18 protein-coding genes and 1 pseudogene are annotated in these 18,681 nt (G+C 68.2%); 7 read left to right on the forward strand and 12 right to left on the reverse strand.

Translation table 11 applies throughout. The features are described 5' to 3' along the window. Together LE190_RS09795 and LE190_RS09800 are read right to left on the reverse strand one after the other, a co-directional pair. On the reverse strand, positions 1-816 hold the full coding sequence (locus LE190_RS09795; RefSeq protein ID WP_225238523.1) for a Mut7-C RNAse domain-containing protein: 816 nt from the start codon (positions 814-816) through the stop codon (positions 1-3). Further along, positions 810-1,658, reverse strand: coding sequence for a DUF72 domain-containing protein (locus LE190_RS09800; protein ID WP_225238524.1), 849 nt, complete (start codon positions 1,656-1,658; stop codon positions 810-812). The genes LE190_RS09795 and LE190_RS09800 overlap by 7 nt, the downstream gene beginning before the upstream one ends. A gap of 134 nt (positions 1,659-1,792) precedes the next feature. On the opposite strand from LE190_RS09800, the gene trxC reads away from it, so the two are divergent. Next, positions 1,793-2,236 (forward strand): thioredoxin TrxC, encoded by a 444-nt coding sequence (trxC, locus tag LE190_RS09805; RefSeq protein ID WP_225238525.1) that lies wholly within the window; start codon positions 1,793-1,795, stop codon positions 2,234-2,236. A gap of 100 nt (positions 2,237-2,336) precedes the next feature. Continuing rightward, positions 2,337-2,699: a DUF4870 family protein gene (locus LE190_RS09810; protein WP_224944781.1), complete on the forward strand. Its 363-nt coding sequence runs from the start codon at positions 2,337-2,339 to the stop codon at positions 2,697-2,699. A 53-nt stretch (positions 2,700-2,752) separates the two neighbouring features. On the opposite strand, the gene LE190_RS09815 is transcribed toward LE190_RS09810, so the two are convergent. The 4 genes from LE190_RS09815 to phaC all read right to left on the reverse strand — a co-directional run bounded on the left by LE190_RS09815 (position 2,753) and on the right by phaC (position 8,143). Further along, a complete protein-coding gene (locus LE190_RS09815; RefSeq protein ID WP_225238526.1) occupies positions 2,753-3,913 on the reverse strand; it encodes a cystathionine beta-lyase in 1,161 nt (386 codons plus the stop codon). Between the two features lie 25 nt (positions 3,914-3,938). Beyond that, positions 3,939-5,390: a 30S ribosomal protein S12 methylthiotransferase RimO gene (gene rimO, locus LE190_RS09820; protein ID WP_225238527.1), complete on the reverse strand. Its 1,452-nt coding sequence runs from the start codon at positions 5,388-5,390 to the stop codon at positions 3,939-3,941. A 143-nt stretch (positions 5,391-5,533) separates the two neighbouring features. After that, entirely contained in the window at positions 5,534-6,097 is a 564-nt protein-coding gene (gene phaR / locus LE190_RS09825; protein ID WP_225238528.1) for a polyhydroxyalkanoate synthesis repressor PhaR, read from the reverse strand. A 294-nt stretch (positions 6,098-6,391) separates the two neighbouring features. Continuing rightward, entirely contained in the window at positions 6,392-8,143 is a 1,752-nt protein-coding gene (phaC, locus tag LE190_RS09830) for a class I poly(R)-hydroxyalkanoic acid synthase (RefSeq protein WP_225238529.1), read from the reverse strand. Between the two features lie 46 nt (positions 8,144-8,189). On the opposite strand from phaC, the gene LE190_RS09835 reads away from it, so the two are divergent. Continuing rightward, entirely contained in the window at positions 8,190-8,408 is a 219-nt protein-coding gene (locus tag LE190_RS09835; RefSeq protein ID WP_225238530.1) for a hypothetical protein, read from the forward strand. A gap of 69 nt (positions 8,409-8,477) precedes the next feature. Here the strand turns inward: LE190_RS09835 and pgeF are convergent, their stop codons facing one another. Together pgeF and LE190_RS09845 are read right to left on the reverse strand one after the other, a co-directional pair. Further along, positions 8,478-9,254 carry a peptidoglycan editing factor PgeF gene (gene pgeF, locus LE190_RS09840; protein ID WP_225238896.1) on the reverse strand — a complete coding sequence of 259 codons (777 nt, stop codon included), beginning with the start codon at positions 9,252-9,254 and terminating at the stop codon, positions 8,478-8,480. Continuing rightward, on the reverse strand, positions 9,254-10,258 hold the full coding sequence (locus LE190_RS09845) for an RluA family pseudouridine synthase (RefSeq protein WP_225238531.1): 1,005 nt from the start codon (positions 10,256-10,258) through the stop codon (positions 9,254-9,256). Before LE190_RS09845 ends, pgeF begins: the two co-directional genes overlap by 1 nt. Before the next feature lie 97 nt (positions 10,259-10,355). On the opposite strand from LE190_RS09845, the gene LE190_RS09850 reads away from it, so the two are divergent. Continuing rightward, positions 10,356-11,195, forward strand: coding sequence for an outer membrane protein assembly factor BamD (locus tag LE190_RS09850; protein WP_225238532.1), 840 nt, complete (start codon positions 10,356-10,358; stop codon positions 11,193-11,195). 15 nt (positions 11,196-11,210) lie between these two features. Here the strand turns inward: LE190_RS09850 and yaaA are convergent, their stop codons facing one another. After that, entirely contained in the window at positions 11,211-11,993 is a 783-nt protein-coding gene (gene yaaA / locus LE190_RS09855; RefSeq protein WP_225238897.1) for a peroxide stress protein YaaA, read from the reverse strand. 80 nt (positions 11,994-12,073) lie between these two features. Between yaaA and LE190_RS09860 the strand changes: the two genes are divergently transcribed. From LE190_RS09860 to LE190_RS09870, 3 genes and pseudogenes are all read left to right on the forward strand, one after another. After that, positions 12,074-12,526 (forward strand): putative toxin-antitoxin system toxin component, PIN family, encoded by a 453-nt coding sequence (locus tag LE190_RS09860; RefSeq protein ID WP_439847478.1) that lies wholly within the window; start codon positions 12,074-12,076, stop codon positions 12,524-12,526. A 7-nt stretch (positions 12,527-12,533) separates the two neighbouring features. Beyond that, positions 12,534-13,691, forward strand: coding sequence for a pyridoxal phosphate-dependent aminotransferase (locus LE190_RS09865; protein WP_225238534.1), 1,158 nt, complete (start codon positions 12,534-12,536; stop codon positions 13,689-13,691). Positions 13,692-13,781: 90 nt separating this feature from the next. Then, positions 13,782-14,748: pseudogene (locus tag LE190_RS09870) on the forward strand (IS1595 family transposase). Between the two features lie 41 nt (positions 14,749-14,789). On the opposite strand, the gene LE190_RS09875 reads toward LE190_RS09870, so the two are convergent. The 3 genes from LE190_RS09875 to mshL are packed head-to-tail and all read right to left on the reverse strand — an operon-like array spanning position 14,790 to position 18,681. Further along, positions 14,790-15,968 (reverse strand): tetratricopeptide repeat protein, encoded by a 1,179-nt coding sequence (locus tag LE190_RS09875; RefSeq protein ID WP_225238535.1) that lies wholly within the window; start codon positions 15,966-15,968, stop codon positions 14,790-14,792. Continuing rightward, entirely contained in the window at positions 15,965-16,861 is an 897-nt protein-coding gene (locus LE190_RS09880; protein WP_225238536.1) for an ExeA family protein, read from the reverse strand. The genes LE190_RS09875 and LE190_RS09880 overlap by 4 nt, the downstream gene beginning before the upstream one ends. Continuing rightward, positions 16,861-18,681 (reverse strand): pilus (MSHA type) biogenesis protein MshL, encoded by a 1,821-nt coding sequence (gene mshL / locus LE190_RS09885; RefSeq protein WP_225238537.1) that lies wholly within the window; start codon positions 18,679-18,681, stop codon positions 16,861-16,863. Before mshL ends, LE190_RS09880 begins: the two co-directional genes overlap by 1 nt.

Genomic DNA, 18,681 nt, shown 5'->3' on the forward strand with positions numbered 1-18,681 from the left:
TCATCGCTGGGAAGACTGCTGCGGATCGGACGCGGACGGTGCGCGTGCCGGCGCCCATTCTACCGCAGCCGGCGCCAGCGCCACGTCCGCCAGTTCCGCCAGCAGGACGCACATGCGGGCGTGATGCGAGCCCGCCCAATACACGCGGCGGCAGGCATCGCAGGTCGTGAACGCGTCGTGCGCCTCGGCCACGCGCGGCGGCAGGCGCGCCAGCACGGCATCCTTCGGCACCGGACGCAGCGGCGCATTGCAGTGCAGGCAGAGCGAGAACGGGCGCATGCGCGGCGCCAGGTTCAGGCGCGCGAACAGTTCGCGCAGCTGGCGTTCCGGCACGGTCGCGCGCAGGTAGCAGCCGCAGTCCACGCTGCGGCGCTTGAGCAGCTCGCGGTCGCGCGTGAGCAGCACCCGTTCCTCCTCGTGCGCGATGCGTGCGATATCCTCGTCGCGGTAGCCGTTGTCGTAGAGTGTGTCGTAGCCCGCCATCCGCAGCAGCCGCGCCAGCCCGCCCAGGTGGGCGTCGGCGACGAAGCGCGGGCGCCCGCCAGGCGCGCATGCGGCCCCCGCGGCAAGGCTGGAGGCGGGATGGACGTCCACCCGGTCGCCGTCGCGCAGCAGCGCGCCGAGGCTGCCCGGCGCGCCGTTGAGCAGGAGCTGTCCGACCTCGGTGTGCGGCACGCCGAGCGCCTCGACCATGTGCTTGACGGTGGCGTCGCGCGCGCATGCCGCGCCGAACTCCGTGCCACGCCGCGCGCGCGGCAGGAAGTCCGCCAGCGCGCCGTGGAAGCGAAAGCGCACAGTCACGGGCGCGTTCACCATGGCGCCGCCGGGATCGCCGCCTCGTCGAGCGCCAGCCCTTGCGCGCCGTGCAGCAGCTGCAGGGCATTCGGCACCGCCTCGAAGGCGGCCGTGTTATCGAAGACGCACCAGCAGTCGCGCCCCGCCGCCTGCTCTTGCAGCAGCACCCGCCGCACTCCTTCCACGAACTCCGCCGGATAGCGCGAGTAATAGATACGCGGGCTGCCGTGCAGGCGCACGTACATGGCCTCGTCGCTGGTCGGCACATGCGGGCCGGGCTGGCCCGCGGCCGGGTCGGCGATCACACGCACCACGCGGCTTTCCCGCAGCAGCGCGGTGGCCGCCTCCGAGAACCAGCCCGGATGGCGCGCTTCGAAGGCCAGCGTGCAGCCGAACAGTTCGTGCAGCCGCCGAAACAGCGCGCGCGCCGGGGCATCGACGAGACCGAACTTCGGCGGCAGCTGCACCAGCACGCAGCCGAGCTTGTCGCCCAGCGCGCCCGCCTCGGCCGCGAACTGCGCCAGCAGCGGCTCGACATCGCGCATGCGCGCATCGTGGGTGATGGCGCGCGGCAGCTTCACCGAGAAGCGGAAGTCCGCAGGTACGCAGGCGGCCCACTTCGCGTAGGTCGCGGGACGGTGCGGCCGGTAGAACGAGGAGTTGATCTCCACCGCGGGGAACACGGCCGCATAGCGTTCCAGGTGGCTGCCGCCGACCGGAAAGAAGGCGCCTTCCGACTTGGGCAGGCTCCAGCCGGCGCAGCCCAGCAGCAGCCGGCCAGGGGCGCGCGCATGGCCGGCGTGGCCGGCCTGGCCGGCAGGTTCGGCGGAGGCGGAGGCGGTAGGGGCGGTGTGATCGGTCATCGGCTCGGCATCGGGTGCAATGCCAGGATTCTACGAAATGCGCCTGCCGCGCGGCGCATGGCTGCGCGCCGGGCACGGGCAAGGACCTACAATGAAGGCCTGCATCCGAACGCAAGCGAACCGAGGAGAATCCAATGAACGAAGCGATCCACGTCGTGTGCCCCGCCTGCGCCGCCGTCAACCGGCTGGCGCCGGCGCGCCTGCGCGACGGCCCCGACTGCGGCAAATGCGCACATCCCCTGTTCACCGGCCAGCCGCTGGAGGTCGACAGTGCCGGCTTCGAGCGCCACATCGCGCGCAACGAGATCCCGGTGCTGGTCGACTTCTGGGCCGCCTGGTGCGGCCCCTGCAAGATGATGGCGCCCCATTTCGCGCAGGCCGCGCGGCAACTCGAGCCGGGGTTGCGCCTGCTGAAGCTGGACACCGAGCGCAGCCAGGACGTGGCGGCGCGCTTCGCGATCCGCAGCATTCCCACGCTGGCCCTGTTCCGCGGCGGGCGCGAAGTAGCGCGCCAGGCCGGCGCGATGGATGCCGGGCGGCTGGTAGCCTGGGTGCAAGCCCAGCTGGGACGGTCTTGAAGAAGGCCGCCATGGCCCTCATGTTGGCAAAGAGGCAGCACGCACTGCTACAATGCCTCGCGTGCCGGGCGTTTCCGGTGTCCCACTGAGGAGAAAGCTGATGTCGCAAGACCTGGTAATGGATCGCGGAACCGAGGACGCCAAGCAGTTCGCCCGCATCCTGTACGTCGCACACGCCCTGACCTTCCTGTTCTCCGCCGGCCTGCTGTCGATCCTGGTGCTGATCGTGAACTATGTGAAGCGCCCGGAAACCCAGGGCACCATCGTCTACTCGCACCACAGCTGGATGATCCGCTCCTTCTGGTGGTACCTGGTGTGGTCGATCGTGGCCTGGGTGCTGGCCGCCACCATCATCGGCATCCCGATCGCCGTCGTGGTCTGGGGCGCGGCGTGGCTGTGGGCGGCCTACCGCATCATCCGCGGTTTCCTCGACCTGAACAGCAACCGCGCGATGCCGGGCTGAGCGCCTGCCCTGCCCGCTCGGCTACCGGTGAAACGCCGCACCGCCGGCGGGCGTCAGAGCCGGGCCAGCGCCTGCTCGATGTCGGCGATGAGGTCGGCCGGGTCTTCCAGGCCGACATTGAAGCGCACCAGCACGCCCGCCTCGTCCCAGCGGCTGCGCAGCGCGCGGATCCGGTAAGGCATCACCAGGCTGTTCGGACCGCCCCAGCTATAGCCGAGGCCGAACAGCGTCATGGCGTCGACGAAGCGGTCGGTCTGCTGTTCCGTATAACGCGGGTCGAACAGCACCGAGAACAGCCCGCCCGCGCCCTGGAAGTCGCGCTGCCAGTGCGCGTGCCCCGGACTATCCGGGAAGGCCGGGTGCAGCACCTTGGCGATTTCGGGGCGCGCCCCGAGCCAGGCCGCGACCTGGCGCGCCGCCGCGTCGTGCGCCTCGAAGCGCAGCTTCATGCTCGGCAGGCCGCGCAGCACCAGGTAGGCGTCGTCCGCCCCCACGCCCAGGCCGAGCCGCATGTGAGCCTGGGCCAGGCGCTCGTTGAGCGCGCCCTCGCGCGTGATGACGGCGCCCATCAGGAGGTCGGCGCCACCCGACTGGTATTTGGTGAGCGCGTGCATGACGATGTCGGCGCCGACGTCGAAGCCGCGCAGGGCCAAGCCGGCCGACCAGGTATTGTCGAGCGCGACCGGCACGCCGCGCGCATGCGCGGCCGCGCAGATGGCCGGCAGGTCCGGAACCTCCATCGACACCGAGCCGGGCGCCTCGGCCCAGACCAGGCGGGTGTTCGGCTGGATCAGGGCGGCGATGCCGGCGCCGATCATCGGATCGTAGAAGCGCGCGCTGACGCCGAAGTCCTCGGACAGCCAGCGGCCCAGTTCGCGGTTCGGGTTGTAGACGTTCTCGGGCAGCAGCACGTCGTCGCCGCTTTTCAGGAAGGCGAAGTTGACCATCGCAATCGCGGCCAGGCCCGACGGCGCCAGCAGGCAGTGGCTGCCGCCCTCGATCTCGGCCAGGCGCGCTTCCAGCGTGAAGGTGGTCGGGGTGCCGTGCAAGCCGTAGGTGTAGGCGCTCTTGTCCTTCCACTGGCCTGAGCGCATCGCCGCCACGTTCTCGAACAGCACGGTCGAGGCGCGGTGCACGCCCGGCGGAAAAGCATCGAAGCCGGCCGGCGGCCGGTAGTCGCTGTGGACCAGGGCGGTCCGGATGGTCTTCTTCATGCGTCTTCGCGGCCGGTTGCGTTGGTCAGGCGACGGTGGCCCACAGGTCGTGGGCGTCGGCCCTGGTGACCACCACGTCGATGAACTGGCCCACCTGGGGCTTGGCCTTGCCAGGCTGCAGGGCGCGCTTGATGTGCACCACGCCGTCGATTTCCGGCGCATCGGCGGCGCTGCGCCCCAAAGCTTCGCGCGCGCCGACTTCGTCGACCAGCACGCGCAGGGTCTTGCCGACCTTGGCCTGCATGCGCTTGAGCGAGATCTCTTCCTGCAGCAGCATCACGCGCGCGCGGCGTTCCTCGCGCAGCGCCGAGGGCACCGGATTGTCGAGCAGGTTGGCGGTGGCGCCTTCCACCGGCGAATAGGCGAAGCAGCCCAGGCGGTCGATCTGCGCTTCACGCAGGAAATCCAGCAGGTATTCGAATTCCGCTTCCGTCTCGCCCGGGAAGCCGGCGATGAAGGTGGAACGGATGGTGAGGTCCGGATTCATCTTGCGCCATGCCAGGATGCGGTCGAGGTTCTTTTCGCCGCTGGCCGGGCGTTTCATGCGCTTGAGCACGTCCGGGTGCGCGTGCTGCATCGGGATGTCGAGGTAAGGCAGGATATGGCCGTCGCCCATCAGCGGGATCACCCCGTCGACGTGCGGATAGGGATAGACGTAGTGCATGCGCACCCAAGCGCCGTGCTGGCGCGCCAGCTTGCCCAGTTCCTCGGTGAGCTGGGTCATGTGGGTCCTGACCGGGCGGCCGTTCCAGAACCCCAGGCGGAACTTGACGTCCACGCCGTAGGCGCTGGTGTCCTGCGAGATCACCAGGAGTTCCTTGACGCCGGCCTTGAACAGGTTCTCGGCTTCCTGCAGCACCTCGTGGATCGGGCGCGAGACCAGGTCGCCGCGCATCGAGGGAATGATGCAGAAGCTGCAGCGGTGGTTGCAGCCTTCCGAGATCTTCAGGTAGGCGTAGTGCTTCGGGGTCAGCTTGACGCCGTGGTCCGGCACCAGGTCGATGAAGGGGTCGTGCGGCTTGGGCAGGTGCAGGTGCACCGATTCCATCACCTCGGTCACGGCGTGCGGGCCGGTCACGGCCAGCACCTTCGGGTGCACCTTGGTGATGATGTCCGCACCGTCCGCGTCCTTCTTGGCGCCCAGGCAGCCGGTGACGATCACCTTGCCGTTCTCGGCCAGGGCCTCGCCGATCGCGTCCAGCGACTCCTGCACCGCGGCGTCGATGAAGCCGCAGGTGTTGACGATCACCAGGTCGGCGCCGTCGTAGGACTTGGCGGTCTGGTAGCCTTCCGCGCGCAGCTGGGTCAGGATCTGCTCGGAATCGACCAGGGCCTTCGGGCAGCCGAGCGACACGAAGCCGACCTTGGGCGCGGCGCTGCCTACGGCCGGGCTCGGGATGACGAGCGCAGCCGCGGCCGGCTCGGCGATGGCGGCGCTGTTGGCGGAGGCGGAGGGAATACGACGGAGTTCGGTCATGGGCGGACGACAGGGAATCTGGGCAATCCGCGATTGTACCGTAAGCGGGTAGATGGGTGCTACCGGCAGGATGCTTTGCCGGCCCCGGGCAGGACGCCTTGGGCCGGCAGCTGTCGCCAATCGGCGACGGCTTGTTGACTTGCCTACTTCTTGTCGTTCGGCGGGGTCATGCCCGGGAAGGGAAAGGCGCCGAACATGGCCTTGCTCTGGCTTTGCATCTGTTCCTGCATCTGCAGGAACAGGTTCTTCGACTGGTCGATGTAGTTGTTCATCATGCCCTGCATCATCGGCCCCTGGACATTCATGAATTGGGTCCACATTTCCGGGCTAAAGGGCTTGCCTTCCAGGGCACCGGCGGCGTTGCTGGTGAACTTGTTCTGGATGTCAGTGAAGGCCTGGACGTTCTTCTCCAGGTAAGAACCCATCATGCCCTGCATCGCATGGCCGTAGTAGCGGATGATCTGGGCGAGCACCGAGCTGGAGAACATGGGCACGCCGTTGGCCTCCTCTTCCAGGATAATCTGGAGCAAGATGCTGCGGGTCAAGTCATCGTTGGACTTGGCGTCGACCACGGTGAACTCGTCCGCGTCGAGTACCAGCTGCTTCACGTCCGCAAGGGTGATGTAGGAACTGGTCTGCGTGTCGTACAGGCGGCGGTTCGGATACTTCTTGATCAGGCGCTCGGCATTCTTCTTTGCACTGCTCATCTCATGTCTCGTCGTTGCGCGCTGCGGCAACGTTCGCCGCAGGCTATATGTTATGGATTGCTTATCGCGTCACGGGCTGGTCGGCCGCTGACGCGCCGCGGCTCTGTTGTCTTGCGGATGGACAAGGCCACACCATACCATGAGCCGCGCGCAGGTGCAGCAATTATTAGACTACAAACTTCCGTGGTGTTTTTGATATGGCCGCGCCTGCTTCGGCGGGCAGGCAGTCCGGCGCTGGACGCACGCACGGCGACTCCGTGCGCCCTACGCCCACGGAGGCGCCGTGCCCCAGGCTCAGTCAGCTCTTGCCTTGACGTAACGGCCTGGCGCCGGCTCGGTCGGCTGGTAGCGGGCGTTGCCGAAGGCCGCCGGGGCCGCCACCTCGGCGCCGCCGTGCTGCGCCAGGAACTGCGCCCATTCGGGCCACCAGCTGCCTTTGTGCTCGGCCGCACCGGCGAACCAGTCCGCAGCCGTCCTGGGGCGCGCCTTGCCGGCCTTGTCGTTGGTCCAGTAGCTGCGCTTGTTCTTCGAGGCCGGATTGATCACCCCGGCAATGTGTCCCGAGGCGCCCAGCACGAAGCGGTTGGCCTTCGGATTCTTCGGGTTCAGCAGGTCCATCGAGGCGAAGGCCGCTTCCCAGGGAACGATATGGTCTTCCTTCGAACCATACACGAATACCGGGCAGTCGATCCTGCCCAGATCCACCGGCACCCCGCACACGGTGAGCGCGCCCGGCTGCTTCAGGCGGTTCTCGAGGTAGGTATTGCGCAGGTACCAGCAGAACATCGGGCCCGGCAGGTTGGTGCTGTCGGCGTTCCAGTACAGCAGGTCGAAGGCCGGCGGTTCCTTGCCCTTCAGGTAGTTCTGCTGCACGTAGTTCCACACCAGGTCGTTCGGGCGCAGGGCCGAGAAGGTGGTGGCCAGGTCGCGTCCCGGCATCAGGCCGCCCTTGCCCAGGCTCTGCTCGCGCAGCGCGACCTGGGTTTCGTCCACGAAGACCTCGAGTACGCCGGTGTCGCTGAAATCGAGCAGCGTGGTCAGGAGCGACAGGCTGGCCGCCGGCTGCTGGCCGCGCGCAGCCAGGACGGCCAGCGCGGTGGCGGCGATGGTGCCGCCGACACAGAAGCCGAATACATGGACCTTGTCCTGGGCGCCGATGTCGCGTGCAAGTTCGCGCGCCACCTCGATCGCCTGGATGGCGCCGGTCTCGACATAGTCGTCCCAGGTGGTCGTGCCCATGCCGCGGTCCGGGTTGCGCCAGGACACCATGAATACGGTATTGCCCTGCTCCACCACATAGCGCACCAGGGAATTTTCCGGCTGCAAGTCGAGGATATAGAACTTGTTGATGCAAGGCGGAATCATCAAGAGGGGTACCGCCTTCACGTTCGGCGTGGCCGGCGCATACTGGATCAGCTGGAACAGTTCATTCTCGAATACGACCTTGCCCGGCGCGGTGCCGACGTTGCGGCCGACCTCGAACGCCGATTCGTCGGACTGCGAGATGCGGCCCTTCTGCAAGTCGCCCAGCATGTTCGCCAGGCCCTTGCCCAGGCTCTCGCCCTTGGTCTCGATCAGCTTTTTTTGCGCTTCCGGATTCGTGGCAAAGAAATTCGCCGGAGACATGGCGTCGACCATCTGCTGGACCGCGAAGCGGATCTTCTGCTTCTCGCGCGGAGGCGCCTCGACCGCGTCGGCCAGGGCCAGCATGAATTCCGCATTCAGCAGGTAGGAGGCGGCCGAGAAAGCCGACAGCGGATGTTCGCGCCATTCGGCTGCGGCGAAACGGCGGTCGTGCAGTTCGGGCGACTTGCCGCTCATGAAATCCTGCCACAGCCGGCCTGCCTTCGCCAGGTAGTCGCCGCGCAGGCTTTCCAGCCTCGCCGGCGCGATGCCGGCGCCGAAGTCCTTCAGCAGGCCGGCCAGCGGGTTGGCGCCGGCGGGCGGCGTCATCGCGGGCATGTTCATCCAGCCCTGCCACAGGCTGGGATCGGTGAAGGAGTTCATCCAGGAGGCGGCAATGGCTTGAGGGTCGGGCATGTTCATGTCGGCGTCCAATGGTTAGAATCGGGTATTACCTTAGGAGAAATGCATGTGGATCGTCGCCGTTGCCTGGATTTATGTGGTCGCCCTGATGGCGGCGACCGAAGCGTCCATCGTGCATGGCGTGATGACGTTCCTGTTCTATTGCGCCCTGCCATTATCCCTTGTTTTCTATCTCACAGGGGCAAAACGGCGCCGGGCCCGTCGCAGCCGCCAGGCGGCCGAGGCAGTCCGGACAGCACAGGACGCAACACGCGGCGACGGCTGAGCATGCCGACGCGCGCATCGCTTACTTGATCGCTTACTTGATCGCTTATTTGATCGCTTACTTGATCGCTTACTTGATCCAGATAAGGCTGCCCTGGCGGCCGGTGACCCGGTCGCGCCGGTAGGAATAGAAGCGCTGCGGCGCGGAAACCGTGCACAGGCCGCCGCCATGCACGCGGGTGATGCCCTCGTGCGCCAGCATCCGCCGCGCCAGTGCATAGATATCGGCCAGGAATTTTACCGGTTGGTCAAGAACCGGCTGGAAAGCCGCCTCCGTCTCCGCCCCGGGCAAGGCCGCCAGGAAGGCGGCGCGCACTTCAGGGCCGACCTCGAAGGCCTGTGGTCCGATCGCCGGCCCCAGCCAGGCCGTGATCTCGCCCGCGCCCGCCGTGCGCATCGCGCGCACCGTGGCACCCAGCACCCCGCCGGCCAGCCCGCGCCAGCCGGCATGGGCCGCACCCACCACCTTGCCGTCCAGGCTGGCGAACAGCACGGGCAGGCAGTCGGCGGTGAGGATCGCGCACACGAGGCCGGGCGCGGCCGCGATGCTGGCGTCGCCGGTCCGTACCGGCTGGCCAGGGCCGACCGTGGCGGCGTCGACCACTTCGGCGCCATGCACCTGGGCGATCCAGGCCGGATGCCCCGGCAAGTGCGCCCGGAGGCGCGCGCGGTTGGCCTGCACGGCCGCCGGATCGTCGCCGCAATGCAGGCCCAGGTTCAGGCCCCCGCCACCCTTGCCGTCGTCGTAGGGTCCCGTGCTGACGCCGCCGTCGCGGCCGGTTGCCAGCGCACCCACGGTGGCGGGCAGGTCGGGCCAGTCCGGGCGGACCAGTGCGTCGTCCAGCATCATGCCGCGCCGTCGTCGCCCGGCTCGGCGATGCCGGCCCTGGCGATGAGCTCGGCGAAGTCCGGCGCCAGCGGCACCGTCCATTCGCAGGCCTCGCCCGTGCCCGGATGCACCAGGCCGAGGCGGCGCGCCTGCAGCGCCTGGCGGTGGAACACCGGGACCAGGTGCTGCTTGCCGTACACCGCGTCGCCCACCAGCGCGAAGCCGAGGTGCTGCATGTGCACGCGGATCTGGTGGGTGCGGCCGGTCTCCAGGCTGCAGCGCACCAGCGACACCGGGCGGCGGTCCAGGCTGCCTTCGGCCACGCGCTGGTAGTGGGTGATCGCCGGCTTGCCGAACATGCCGGTGGACACCGCCATCTTGACGCGGTCGCGTGGATGGCGGCCCATCGAGGCATTGACCGTGCCCGACAGCTGGGGCGTGCCCCACACCAGGGCAAAGTATTCCCGCTTGACGCTGCGCGCCTGCAGCTGGCGCACCAGGTCGGTCTGCGCGGCCAGGGTCTTGCCGACCACCATCAGGCCGCTCGTGTCCTTGTCGAGGCGGTGCACGATGCCGGCGCGCGGCACACCCACCAGTTGCGGGCAATGGTGCAGCAGGCCGTTGAGCAGGGTGCCCGACCAGTTGCCGGCGCCCGGGTGCACCACCAGCCCGGCCGGCTTGTTGATGACGATGATGTCCTCGTCCTCGTGCACGATGTCGAGCGCGAGCGGCTCCGGTGCGAAGGCCGTGTCCTCGGGCGCGGCCTGCGGCGCGATGCACACGCTTTCGTCGCCATAGGCGGTGTCCTTGCCGCGCGCCGGCTTGCCGTCGACGGTGATGAAGCCGCCCTCGAACCACAGCTGCAGGCGGCTGCGCGAGAATTGCGGCACCAGGCCGGCGACCACTTTGTCGAGGCGCAGGCCGCAGACCTCGGGGGTGAGCTGCAGGGTAATCGGAGACAGGTCCGGACCGGTGGGGAGTTCGAAGCCGGCCTCGTCGTCCAGGTCAGCATCCAAAGGCATTTCCGCCGAATTCGGCGCAGGAGTTAATATCACGTGAGTCCCATCGGCTATAATCAGCCGTTCGTTGAATCTAGGTAAAACTTTCTTGCAAAGAGCTATGCAAAAAAAATTGTCTGTGTTGGTCGCCGCTTGCGCCCTTGTCGGTCTGTCCGCTTGCAGCATGCTGCCGGAACGCAGCGACGATACCAAAAATTGGTCAGCGGAGAAATTATACGCTGAGGCACGCGAAGAAATGAACGGCGGCCACTACGAGTCGGCCATCAAGCTGTTCGAGCGGCTGGAGTCGAACTACCCGTTCGGCACCTATGCCAACCAGGCGCAGATGGAAATTGCGTACGCCCACTACAAGGCCCAGGACCAGGCCGAGGCGCTGGCCGCGGTCGAGCGTTTCATCAAGCTGCACCCGAACCATCCGCAGGTGGACTACATGTACTACCTGCGCGGCCTGATCAACTTCAACGACCAGCTGGGCTTCCTGAGCTTCATCTATTCGCAGGACCCGACCGAACGCGATCCGAAAGCCACGCGCGAAGCCTTCGCCGCCTTCAAGGTCCTGGTCGACAAGTTCCCCAACAGTAAATATGCGCCGGATTCGATCGCCCGCATGAGCTACCTGGTGAACGCGATGGCGCAGTACGAGGTGCACGTCGCCAACTATTACTACCGCCGCGGCGCCTATCTGGCCGCGGCCAACCGCGCCCAGCTGGCGGTGCAGGAATACACGGACGCCCCGGCGCGCGAGGAAGCGCTGTTCATCATGACGCGTTCCTACGACAAACTGGGCATGCCGGTGCTGCGCGACGACGCCCAGCGCGTGCTGACCCTGAACTACCCGAACAGCCGCTTCCTGAACCCGAACGCGCGCGCCGAGGCGCCGTGGTGGCAGTTCTGGTCGAAGGCGGCGCCGCGTCCGTCGCCGTCGGACGCCGCGAAGTAAGACAGTACCGGCGCCTCAGTCCTGCAGGCGGCGCCGGAACACCCAGTGCTGCGCGCTGGAGGCCGCCGGCTCGTAGGCATAGCCGTCGACATCGAAGGCCTTCAAGGCTTCCGGATCGGTGATGCCGTGCTGCGCCGCGTAGCGTGCCATCAGGCCACGCGCGCGCTTGGCGAAGAACGAGATGATCTTGTATCTGCCGTTCTTCCAGTCCTCGAACACGGGCGTGATCACCGGCACGTCCAGCAGCTTCGGCTTGACCGCCTTGAAGTATTCTTCCGAAGCCAGGTTGATGAGGGCCGGCGCCCCGGCGGTGTTGGCAAACTCGCCCAGCTCTGCCTTGATCGCTTCCGTGATCGCCTCGCCCCAGAAGGCATACAGGTTGGCGCCGCGCGGATTGGGCAGGCGCGTGCCCATCTCGAGGCGGTAGGGATGCATGCGGTCGAGCGGGCGCAGCAGGCCGTAGAGCCCGGACAGGATGCGCAGGTGGCGCTGCAGGTACGCGATCTCGTCCGCCGCCAGCGTGCGCGCGTCGAGGCCGGCATAGACGTCGCCATTGAAGGACATCAGCGCCTGGCGCGCCTCGGCGTGGTCCTCGCTCCAGTGCGCATAGCGCGCCACATTGAGCATGGCCAGCGGATCGGACAGGTCCATCAGCTCGGCGATCGCGGCCGGTGAATAGCTGCGCAGCAGCGCCACCAGCCCGGCGGCCTGCTCGATGAACTGCGGGGTACTATGGTGGGGCGTGGTGGCGGGTGTTTCGAGATCGAGGGACTTGGCGGGCGACAGGACAATCAGCATCGGTTTGGACAGCTTTTGCAAGAAGACATAAAAATTTCCATCATGATACCCGCCTTTCCCTCCCACCATTGCCCATGCCCATGAAACCGATCGTCATCGATACCAACGTCTGCCTCGACCTGTTCGTATTCCGCGATCCACGCTGGGCGTCTCTGGTGGATGCGCTGGAGTCGGGCCAGGCCGTGGCGGTGACCCGTGCCGACTGCCGCGACGAATACCTGGCAGTGCTCAAGTACCCGCACCTGCCGCTCGACGAGGACAGCCGCGCCCACGCCGTGCGGCGCTTCGACGCCCTGCTACGGGTGGTCGCGCCCGACGCCGTGCACCTGCGCCTTCCGGTCTGCACCGACCGCGACGACCAGAAATTCCTCGAACTGGCGCGTGACGCCGGCGCCGCGGTCCTGATCACCAAGGACAAGGCCCTGCTCAAGCTGGGCCGCCGCACCGCCCGCGAAGGCCTGTTCAAGATCATGCTGCCGGAAGCCTGGGTAAAGGCCCAGGCCGAGGCAGCCGCTTCGCCCACGGAGGCGTGACGACACCATGAGCACCCCTGCCCTGCACAGCCGCCTGCCCGCCGTCGGCACCACCGTGTTCACCCGGATGTCCCAGCTCGCCGCCGCGCATGGCGCTATCAACCTCGGCCAGGGCTTTCCCGATTTCGACCCAGATCCGCGCCTGGTGGAACTGGTCACCGACGCCATGCGCGCCGGCCACAACCAGTATCCGCCGATGGCCGGCGTACCCGCCCTGCGCGCCGCCATCGGGGCCAAGCTGGGGCGCCTGTACGGCCGCGCCTACGACGTGGATGGCGAGATCACCGTGACCGCCGGCGCCTCGCAGGCGATCCAGTCGGCGATCCTGTGCAGCGTGCATCCGGGCGACGAAGTGATCATCATCGAGCCCGCCTACGACTGCTATGCGCCGGCGGTGGCGCTGGCGGGCGGCGTGACGGTGCCGGTGACGATGCGCCTCGGCGCCGATGGCTACAGCGTGCCCTGGGACCGGGTCGCGGCCGCGGTCACGCCGCGCACCCGGATGATCGTGGTGAACTCGCCGCACAACCCGACCGGGGCGATCCTGCGCGCGGCCGATCTCGATGCGCTGGCCGCGATCGTGGCGGAAACGGAGATCCTCGTGCTGTCGGACGAGGTCTACGAGCACATGGTGTTCGATGGCGCCGAACACGCCTCGGTAGCGCGCCACCCGGTACTGGCCGAACGTGCCTTCCTGGTATCGAGCTTCGGCAAGACCTTCCACGTCACCGGCTGGAAGCTCGGCTACGTGGCCGCGCCGGCTGCCCTGATGGCGGAATTCCGCAAGGTCCACCAGTACAACGTGTTCTGCGTGAACGCGCCGATGCAGCACGCGCTTGCGGCCTACATGGCGGATCCGGCGCCCTATCTCGGCCTGCCCGCCTTTTACCAGCGCAAGCGCGACCTGTTCCGCGCCGGCCTGGGCGGCACGCGCTTCGAACTCCTGCCGGCCGACGGCACCTACTTCCAGTGCGTGCGCTACGGGGCCATCTCCGGCTTGCCGGAGGCCGCGTTCGCGCAGTGGCTGACGGTCGAGGCCGGGGTGGCGGCGATTCCGGTCTCGGCTTTCCACAGCGCGCCGACCGAATCGGGCATCGTGCGCTTCTGCTTCGCCAAGACCGACACCACGCTGGAAGCGGCACTCGAACGCCTGCGCCGCCTTTGACACGGCGCAGTCAACCGAGTATATGGATGAGGTCTGAACTGCCGAGCAGTTCGGCGGTCGAACCCCTGTCTCCCTCGACAGGAACCGATCATGCGCGCTCCCCGCTTCAGGAAGTGGTTCGCCCAGCTGCCCGCACTGAACGTGCCGCAGCGCCTGCAGACGCTCTCGGCCCTGCATCCGGCTGCCGGACTCGACCGCATCATCGCCCTCATTGCCCAGGTCAAGGAAGGCAGGCGCCGCTGTCCCGCCTGCGCTTGCGAGCGCTACTACCGGCATGGCCAGGCCAACGGCCTGCAGCGCTACCGCTGCCGTGAGTGCGGCCGCACCTATAACGACCTGAGCGGCACACCGATGGCGCACCTGCGGCTACGGGAGAAGTGGCTCGACTACCTGAACACGATGCTCGATTCGAAATCGGTGCGAAAGGCGGCCAGGGAGGTCGGCGTACACCGCAACACGGCCTTCCGGTGGCGCCACCGCTTTCTCGACCAGGCAGGCACGATCGTCCCAAGACCTTGAGCGGCATCGCCGAAGCGGACGAGATGTTCATCCTCGAATCGCAAAAGGGCTCGCGCAAGCTGGACAGGCCGGCGCGCAAGCGCGGTGGTCGGGCACACAAGCGCGGAATTTCAAGCGAGCTCGACTGCATCCTGGTGGCGCGCGACCGTAGCGGACAGACGATCGATGCGGTCGTAGGCCGGGGTCCCTTGAAAGCCGGGCAGCTGCAGCGCCATCTGCTGCCCAAGCTCGACCGCCAGGTGCTGCTGGTGAGCGATTCCCACGCGGCCTACCGCGCGTTCGCCCGCAAGCATCGCATTGCGCATGAGGCGGTCAACCTGCAGGCCGGCATACGGGTCCGTCGCCGAGCTGCCGGCGCCATCCACGTCCAGACGTCAACGCCTATCACGCGCGCTTGCGGCAGTGGCTCAGCCACTTCCGCGGCGTGGCCTCACGCTACCTGCCCAACTACCTGGGCTGGCGCTGGGCGCTCGACGGAAAACGCATCACGACTGCAGAACAATTGCTGCGTATCGCGATCGGAGCCATCAACAGATAAGGCTGACAGCGCCTTTGACAATGGCGGCGGCGCCGCCAGTCCTAGCGCACCTGCTTGAGCTTGCCCGCCACGAAGTCCTGCAGCTGGGCCGTCAGGCTGCCGCTGTCGAGCGCTTTCTGGAACGCGGCGGCGGCTTCCGGCTCGCGCCGGTCGGCCTGCAGCGCCAGCCCCAGGCCCATCCACCACACCCCGTTCTGCGGCGCGGTGCGCAGCGCCGCCTCGTAGTGCGTCGCCGCTTCGCGCTGGCGGCCCGCGCGCGCCAGGGCGCCGGCTAGGAAGGCCCGGTATTCGCCATTGCCCATCGCATGCGGCAGGCTGCGCTGCAAGGTTTCGATGCCGCTCGCGCCGCTGTCGATCTGCATGCGCGCCAGCAGCATCGCCATGGCCGGCTGGCGCGGCTCGAGCGCCAGGGATTGCTCCAGCTCGCGCATCGCCTCGTCCTTGCGGCCGGCCTCGACCAGCAGGCCGACCAGGGTCTGGCGCGCGCCTTCGTGGCGCGGATCGGCCTGCAGCGCGGCGCGCAGTTCGGCCGTGGCCTCGACGATGCGGCCCTCGCCCAGGTGGGCCAGCGCGCGCCGGTAGGCGCCCTCGGCCCGCTGCGGGCCGGCGCTCGTGCGTTCCGGTGCCGGCAGCGCTGCGCGCGCCGGCGCGGCTGGGGTTGCGCTGGCGACACGCCGTTGCGCCGGGGCCGGCGGGCTCACGGCCGGCGCCGCGCGCACGGTGCCAGCCGGCGGCGCTGCGTCGGCCGAAGCGGCGCGGGTGCGCCTGGCGGGCGACGCAGAGGGTTCGGCCGCACGCGCCAGCGGCGTGTCGCCGTTCTCCTTCGTTTTCGCCAGCGCCGGCCCCTGCTCTTGCTCCGGTTTCTGCTCCGGTTTCTGCTCCTGTTTCTGCTCCTGCACGGCGCGCTGTTCGGCGGCCATCTCGGCCAGGCGGTCGATGGCTTCCTGCGGAATCGGCAGCGACGGCTGGGCCGGCGGCGGTGCCGGCGCGGCCAGTGCCTTGCGCGCGCTAGCCTCGACCGCGGCCGGCGCCTCGGCGCGCTGGGCCAGGTAGACGGCGGTAGCCGTCACGATGACCAGCACGGCGCCGGCCACGGCGCCGGCCAGCAGCGGCAGGCGCGGGCGACGCGCGCGCTGCGCGTCGATCCCGGCCGGCACCTCGGCCGCCGCACCCGCGCTGCGCGCTTCCAGGTCTTGCAGCATCTTGTTAATCAGGCTCATCGCGCGTATGCCCAGGCCAGTCCGGCGGCCGCCGCCGCGAATGTACCGCCCGCCACGGCCAGCCAGGGCCAGACGCGGCGCTTGCGCACGGCGAGGGTGTCGCCCGCCGCCGCCGCGACATGGGCCGCGCCGACCTGCTGCCTGCCTTCGCCGTAGCAGGACATCAGCGCCTTGTGCGCCAGGATGTTGATCAGGCGCGGGATGCCGCGGCTGGCCGCGTACAGCCTGCGCACCGCGCGCGGCGTGAACAGGCGCGCGCCGCCGAAGCCGGCCACGCGCAGCCGGTGCGCCAGGTAGAAATCGAGCTCGTCGCGGCTCAAGGGGCCGAGCGTGTAGTGGAAGGTGATGCGCTGGGCCAGCTGGCGGATCGCCTCCAGCCCCAGCTTGCGGTCCAGTTCCGGCTGGCCGAACAGGACGATCTGCAGCAGCTTGCGCTTTTCCGTTTCCAGGTTGGTCAGGAGGCGCAGCACCTCGAGCGTCTCGACCGGCATCGCCTGCGCTTCGTCGATGCACAGCAGGACGCGCTTGCGCGCGCGCGCCAGGTCGAGCAGGCGGGCCGTGATGCCCTTCAGCAGGCGGTGCTGGTCCAGCTCGGGCTCGTAGGCCACTTCCAGCTCGTCGGCCAAGGCCAGCAGCAGGGTGCGCGGTTCCAGGTAGGGATTCGGCAGGTAGGCGGTGACGAAGTCATCGCCCAGCGCGGCCATGAACTTGCGGCACAGCAGGGTCTTGCCGGTCCCGACCTCGCCGGTGATCTTGATGAAGCCTTCGCCATTGCGCGCCGCCACCAGCAGCGTGTTCAGGGCTTCGCGCGCGTGCGGGCTGCTGAAGAAGAAGCTGGTGTCCGGCGTGATGCTGAAGGGCAGCTCGCGCAGGCCGAAGTGGGCGGCGTACATTACGGGCGCTCCTGCCCGGCCGGCCGGCGGGCGCGCGGATCGAGCCCCTCGACCCGGTCGCGGGCGTCGAGCAGGTCGCGGCTCCAGCTGCTGGCGCCTTCGACGATGGTGGGCTTGATCAGCACCACCAGCTCGCGCTTCTGGTTGACCTTGTTCTTGTTGCTGAACAGCGCGCCCAGCACCTTCACCCGGCCCAGTCCCGGCACGCGGTTGACGTCGTCGGTGCTGGCCTGGCGCATCAGGCCGCCGATCGCGACCACCTGGCCGTCCTGGCCCCGCACGATGCTGTCCAGCTCCGAGGTCGACGACGCGGCCAGCGGCAGGGTCAGGTTGCCCGCCGAGCCGAGGTCGACGTTCTTGGTGATCGTGCTGACCTCGCTGACCGACGGATGCACGTGCAGCAGGATATTGCCCTTGTCGTCGATCTGCGGGGTCACGTCCAGCACGACGCCGGAGAAGAAGGGCTGCAGGGTCACGCTCGGGGTGGTCGTGTTGCCGGCCGTGTTGGCGGTGGTGGTGGTGGTGACGCCGGTGACGAAGAACTCGTCGGTGCCGATCTTCAGCACCGCCTTCTGGTTGTTCATCGCCGCCACGCGCGGGCTGGACAGCACGTGCACGGTGCCCTGCGACTCCAGGAAGGAAATCAGGGCGGCGAAATTATTCGTCTGGAAGGCCAGGCCGAACAGGGAGCCGGCAGCGTTCGCCGCGTTCGACAGCGAGAAACCGGGGATACCCGCCAGTCCGCTGCCATTCGAGATCGGCGTCGGCAGGCCGCCCTGCAGTGGCGACAGGCTGCTGCCCGGCTGCAGGATGCCGGCCGATATCCGGTCGCGCCCTGCGCTGTACAGCGAGGTGAACGAGGCCCAGTTGATGCCGCTCTGGTAGCTGTCGTTCAGTTCCACTTCGAGGATCTTGGCTTCCAGGATCACCTGGCGGTCGACCGACATCTGGGTCGCCTTCAGGTAGGCGTCGACGTTGCGCAGTTCGTCCGGCATGGCGCGCACCACCAGCACGCCCGAATGCGGGCTCACCACCACGCTGCGGCCACCCTCCTTCGGGCCGACCAGGGCTTCGATGGCGCTCTTCAGGTCGCCCCAGAAGTCGTTGTTGGTGGTGGTATTGACGTCGGTGCTCTCGAGCAGCACGCCGCCGTTGCCGTACTGGTTGCTGCCGTTGCCGGGGTTGCCCGGGTTGCCCTGATTCGGCCCGTTCGGCGCCGTGCCGCGCTGGCCCTGCGGATTGTTCGGGTTGTTGTAGTTGTTGCCCGCATCGGATACCGAGGTCGAGGTCACGCGCAGGTTCGAAGTGCCGCGCCGGCTGCCGACCAGGTAGTTAATGTGGAACATGCGGGTCTGCATGGTGAGCGGACGGATGCTGATCCGGGTGCCCTCGATCTGGTAATCGTAGCCGTACATCTCGCGCACCGCGTCCAGTGCCTCGACCAGGGTGACGTCCTTCAGGTTGGCGCTGATGGTGCCGCTGACCTGCGGGTGGACCAGGATGTTGTAGCGGGTGCCGACCACGATCGAATTGAAGAACTGCTGCGCCGGCACGTTGGTGAAGGCGACGTTGAAGCGTTCCTCGAGTACCTGGCGCGCCTTGGGCAGCTGGCTGGCCAGCGCGGGTGCGGGCGGCAGCAGGGCATCGGCCACGGCGCCTTCGATCGGCGCTGCCGGCAGCGGCTGGGCGGCGGCCTGGCGCAGCTCGGCCGCGATCTTGTCATAGGTGTTCGAAGGCGGGGCGCTCTGGCAACCGGCCAGTCCGGCCGTGGCCAGGGCGGCGGCGAGGACGGCGGCAAGGCGTAAGGGTCGTGTTCGCAT

Source organism: Massilia hydrophila, assembly GCF_020208145.1.
Taxonomy (GTDB): Bacteria; Pseudomonadota; Gammaproteobacteria; order Burkholderiales; family Burkholderiaceae_D; genus Telluria; species Telluria hydrophila.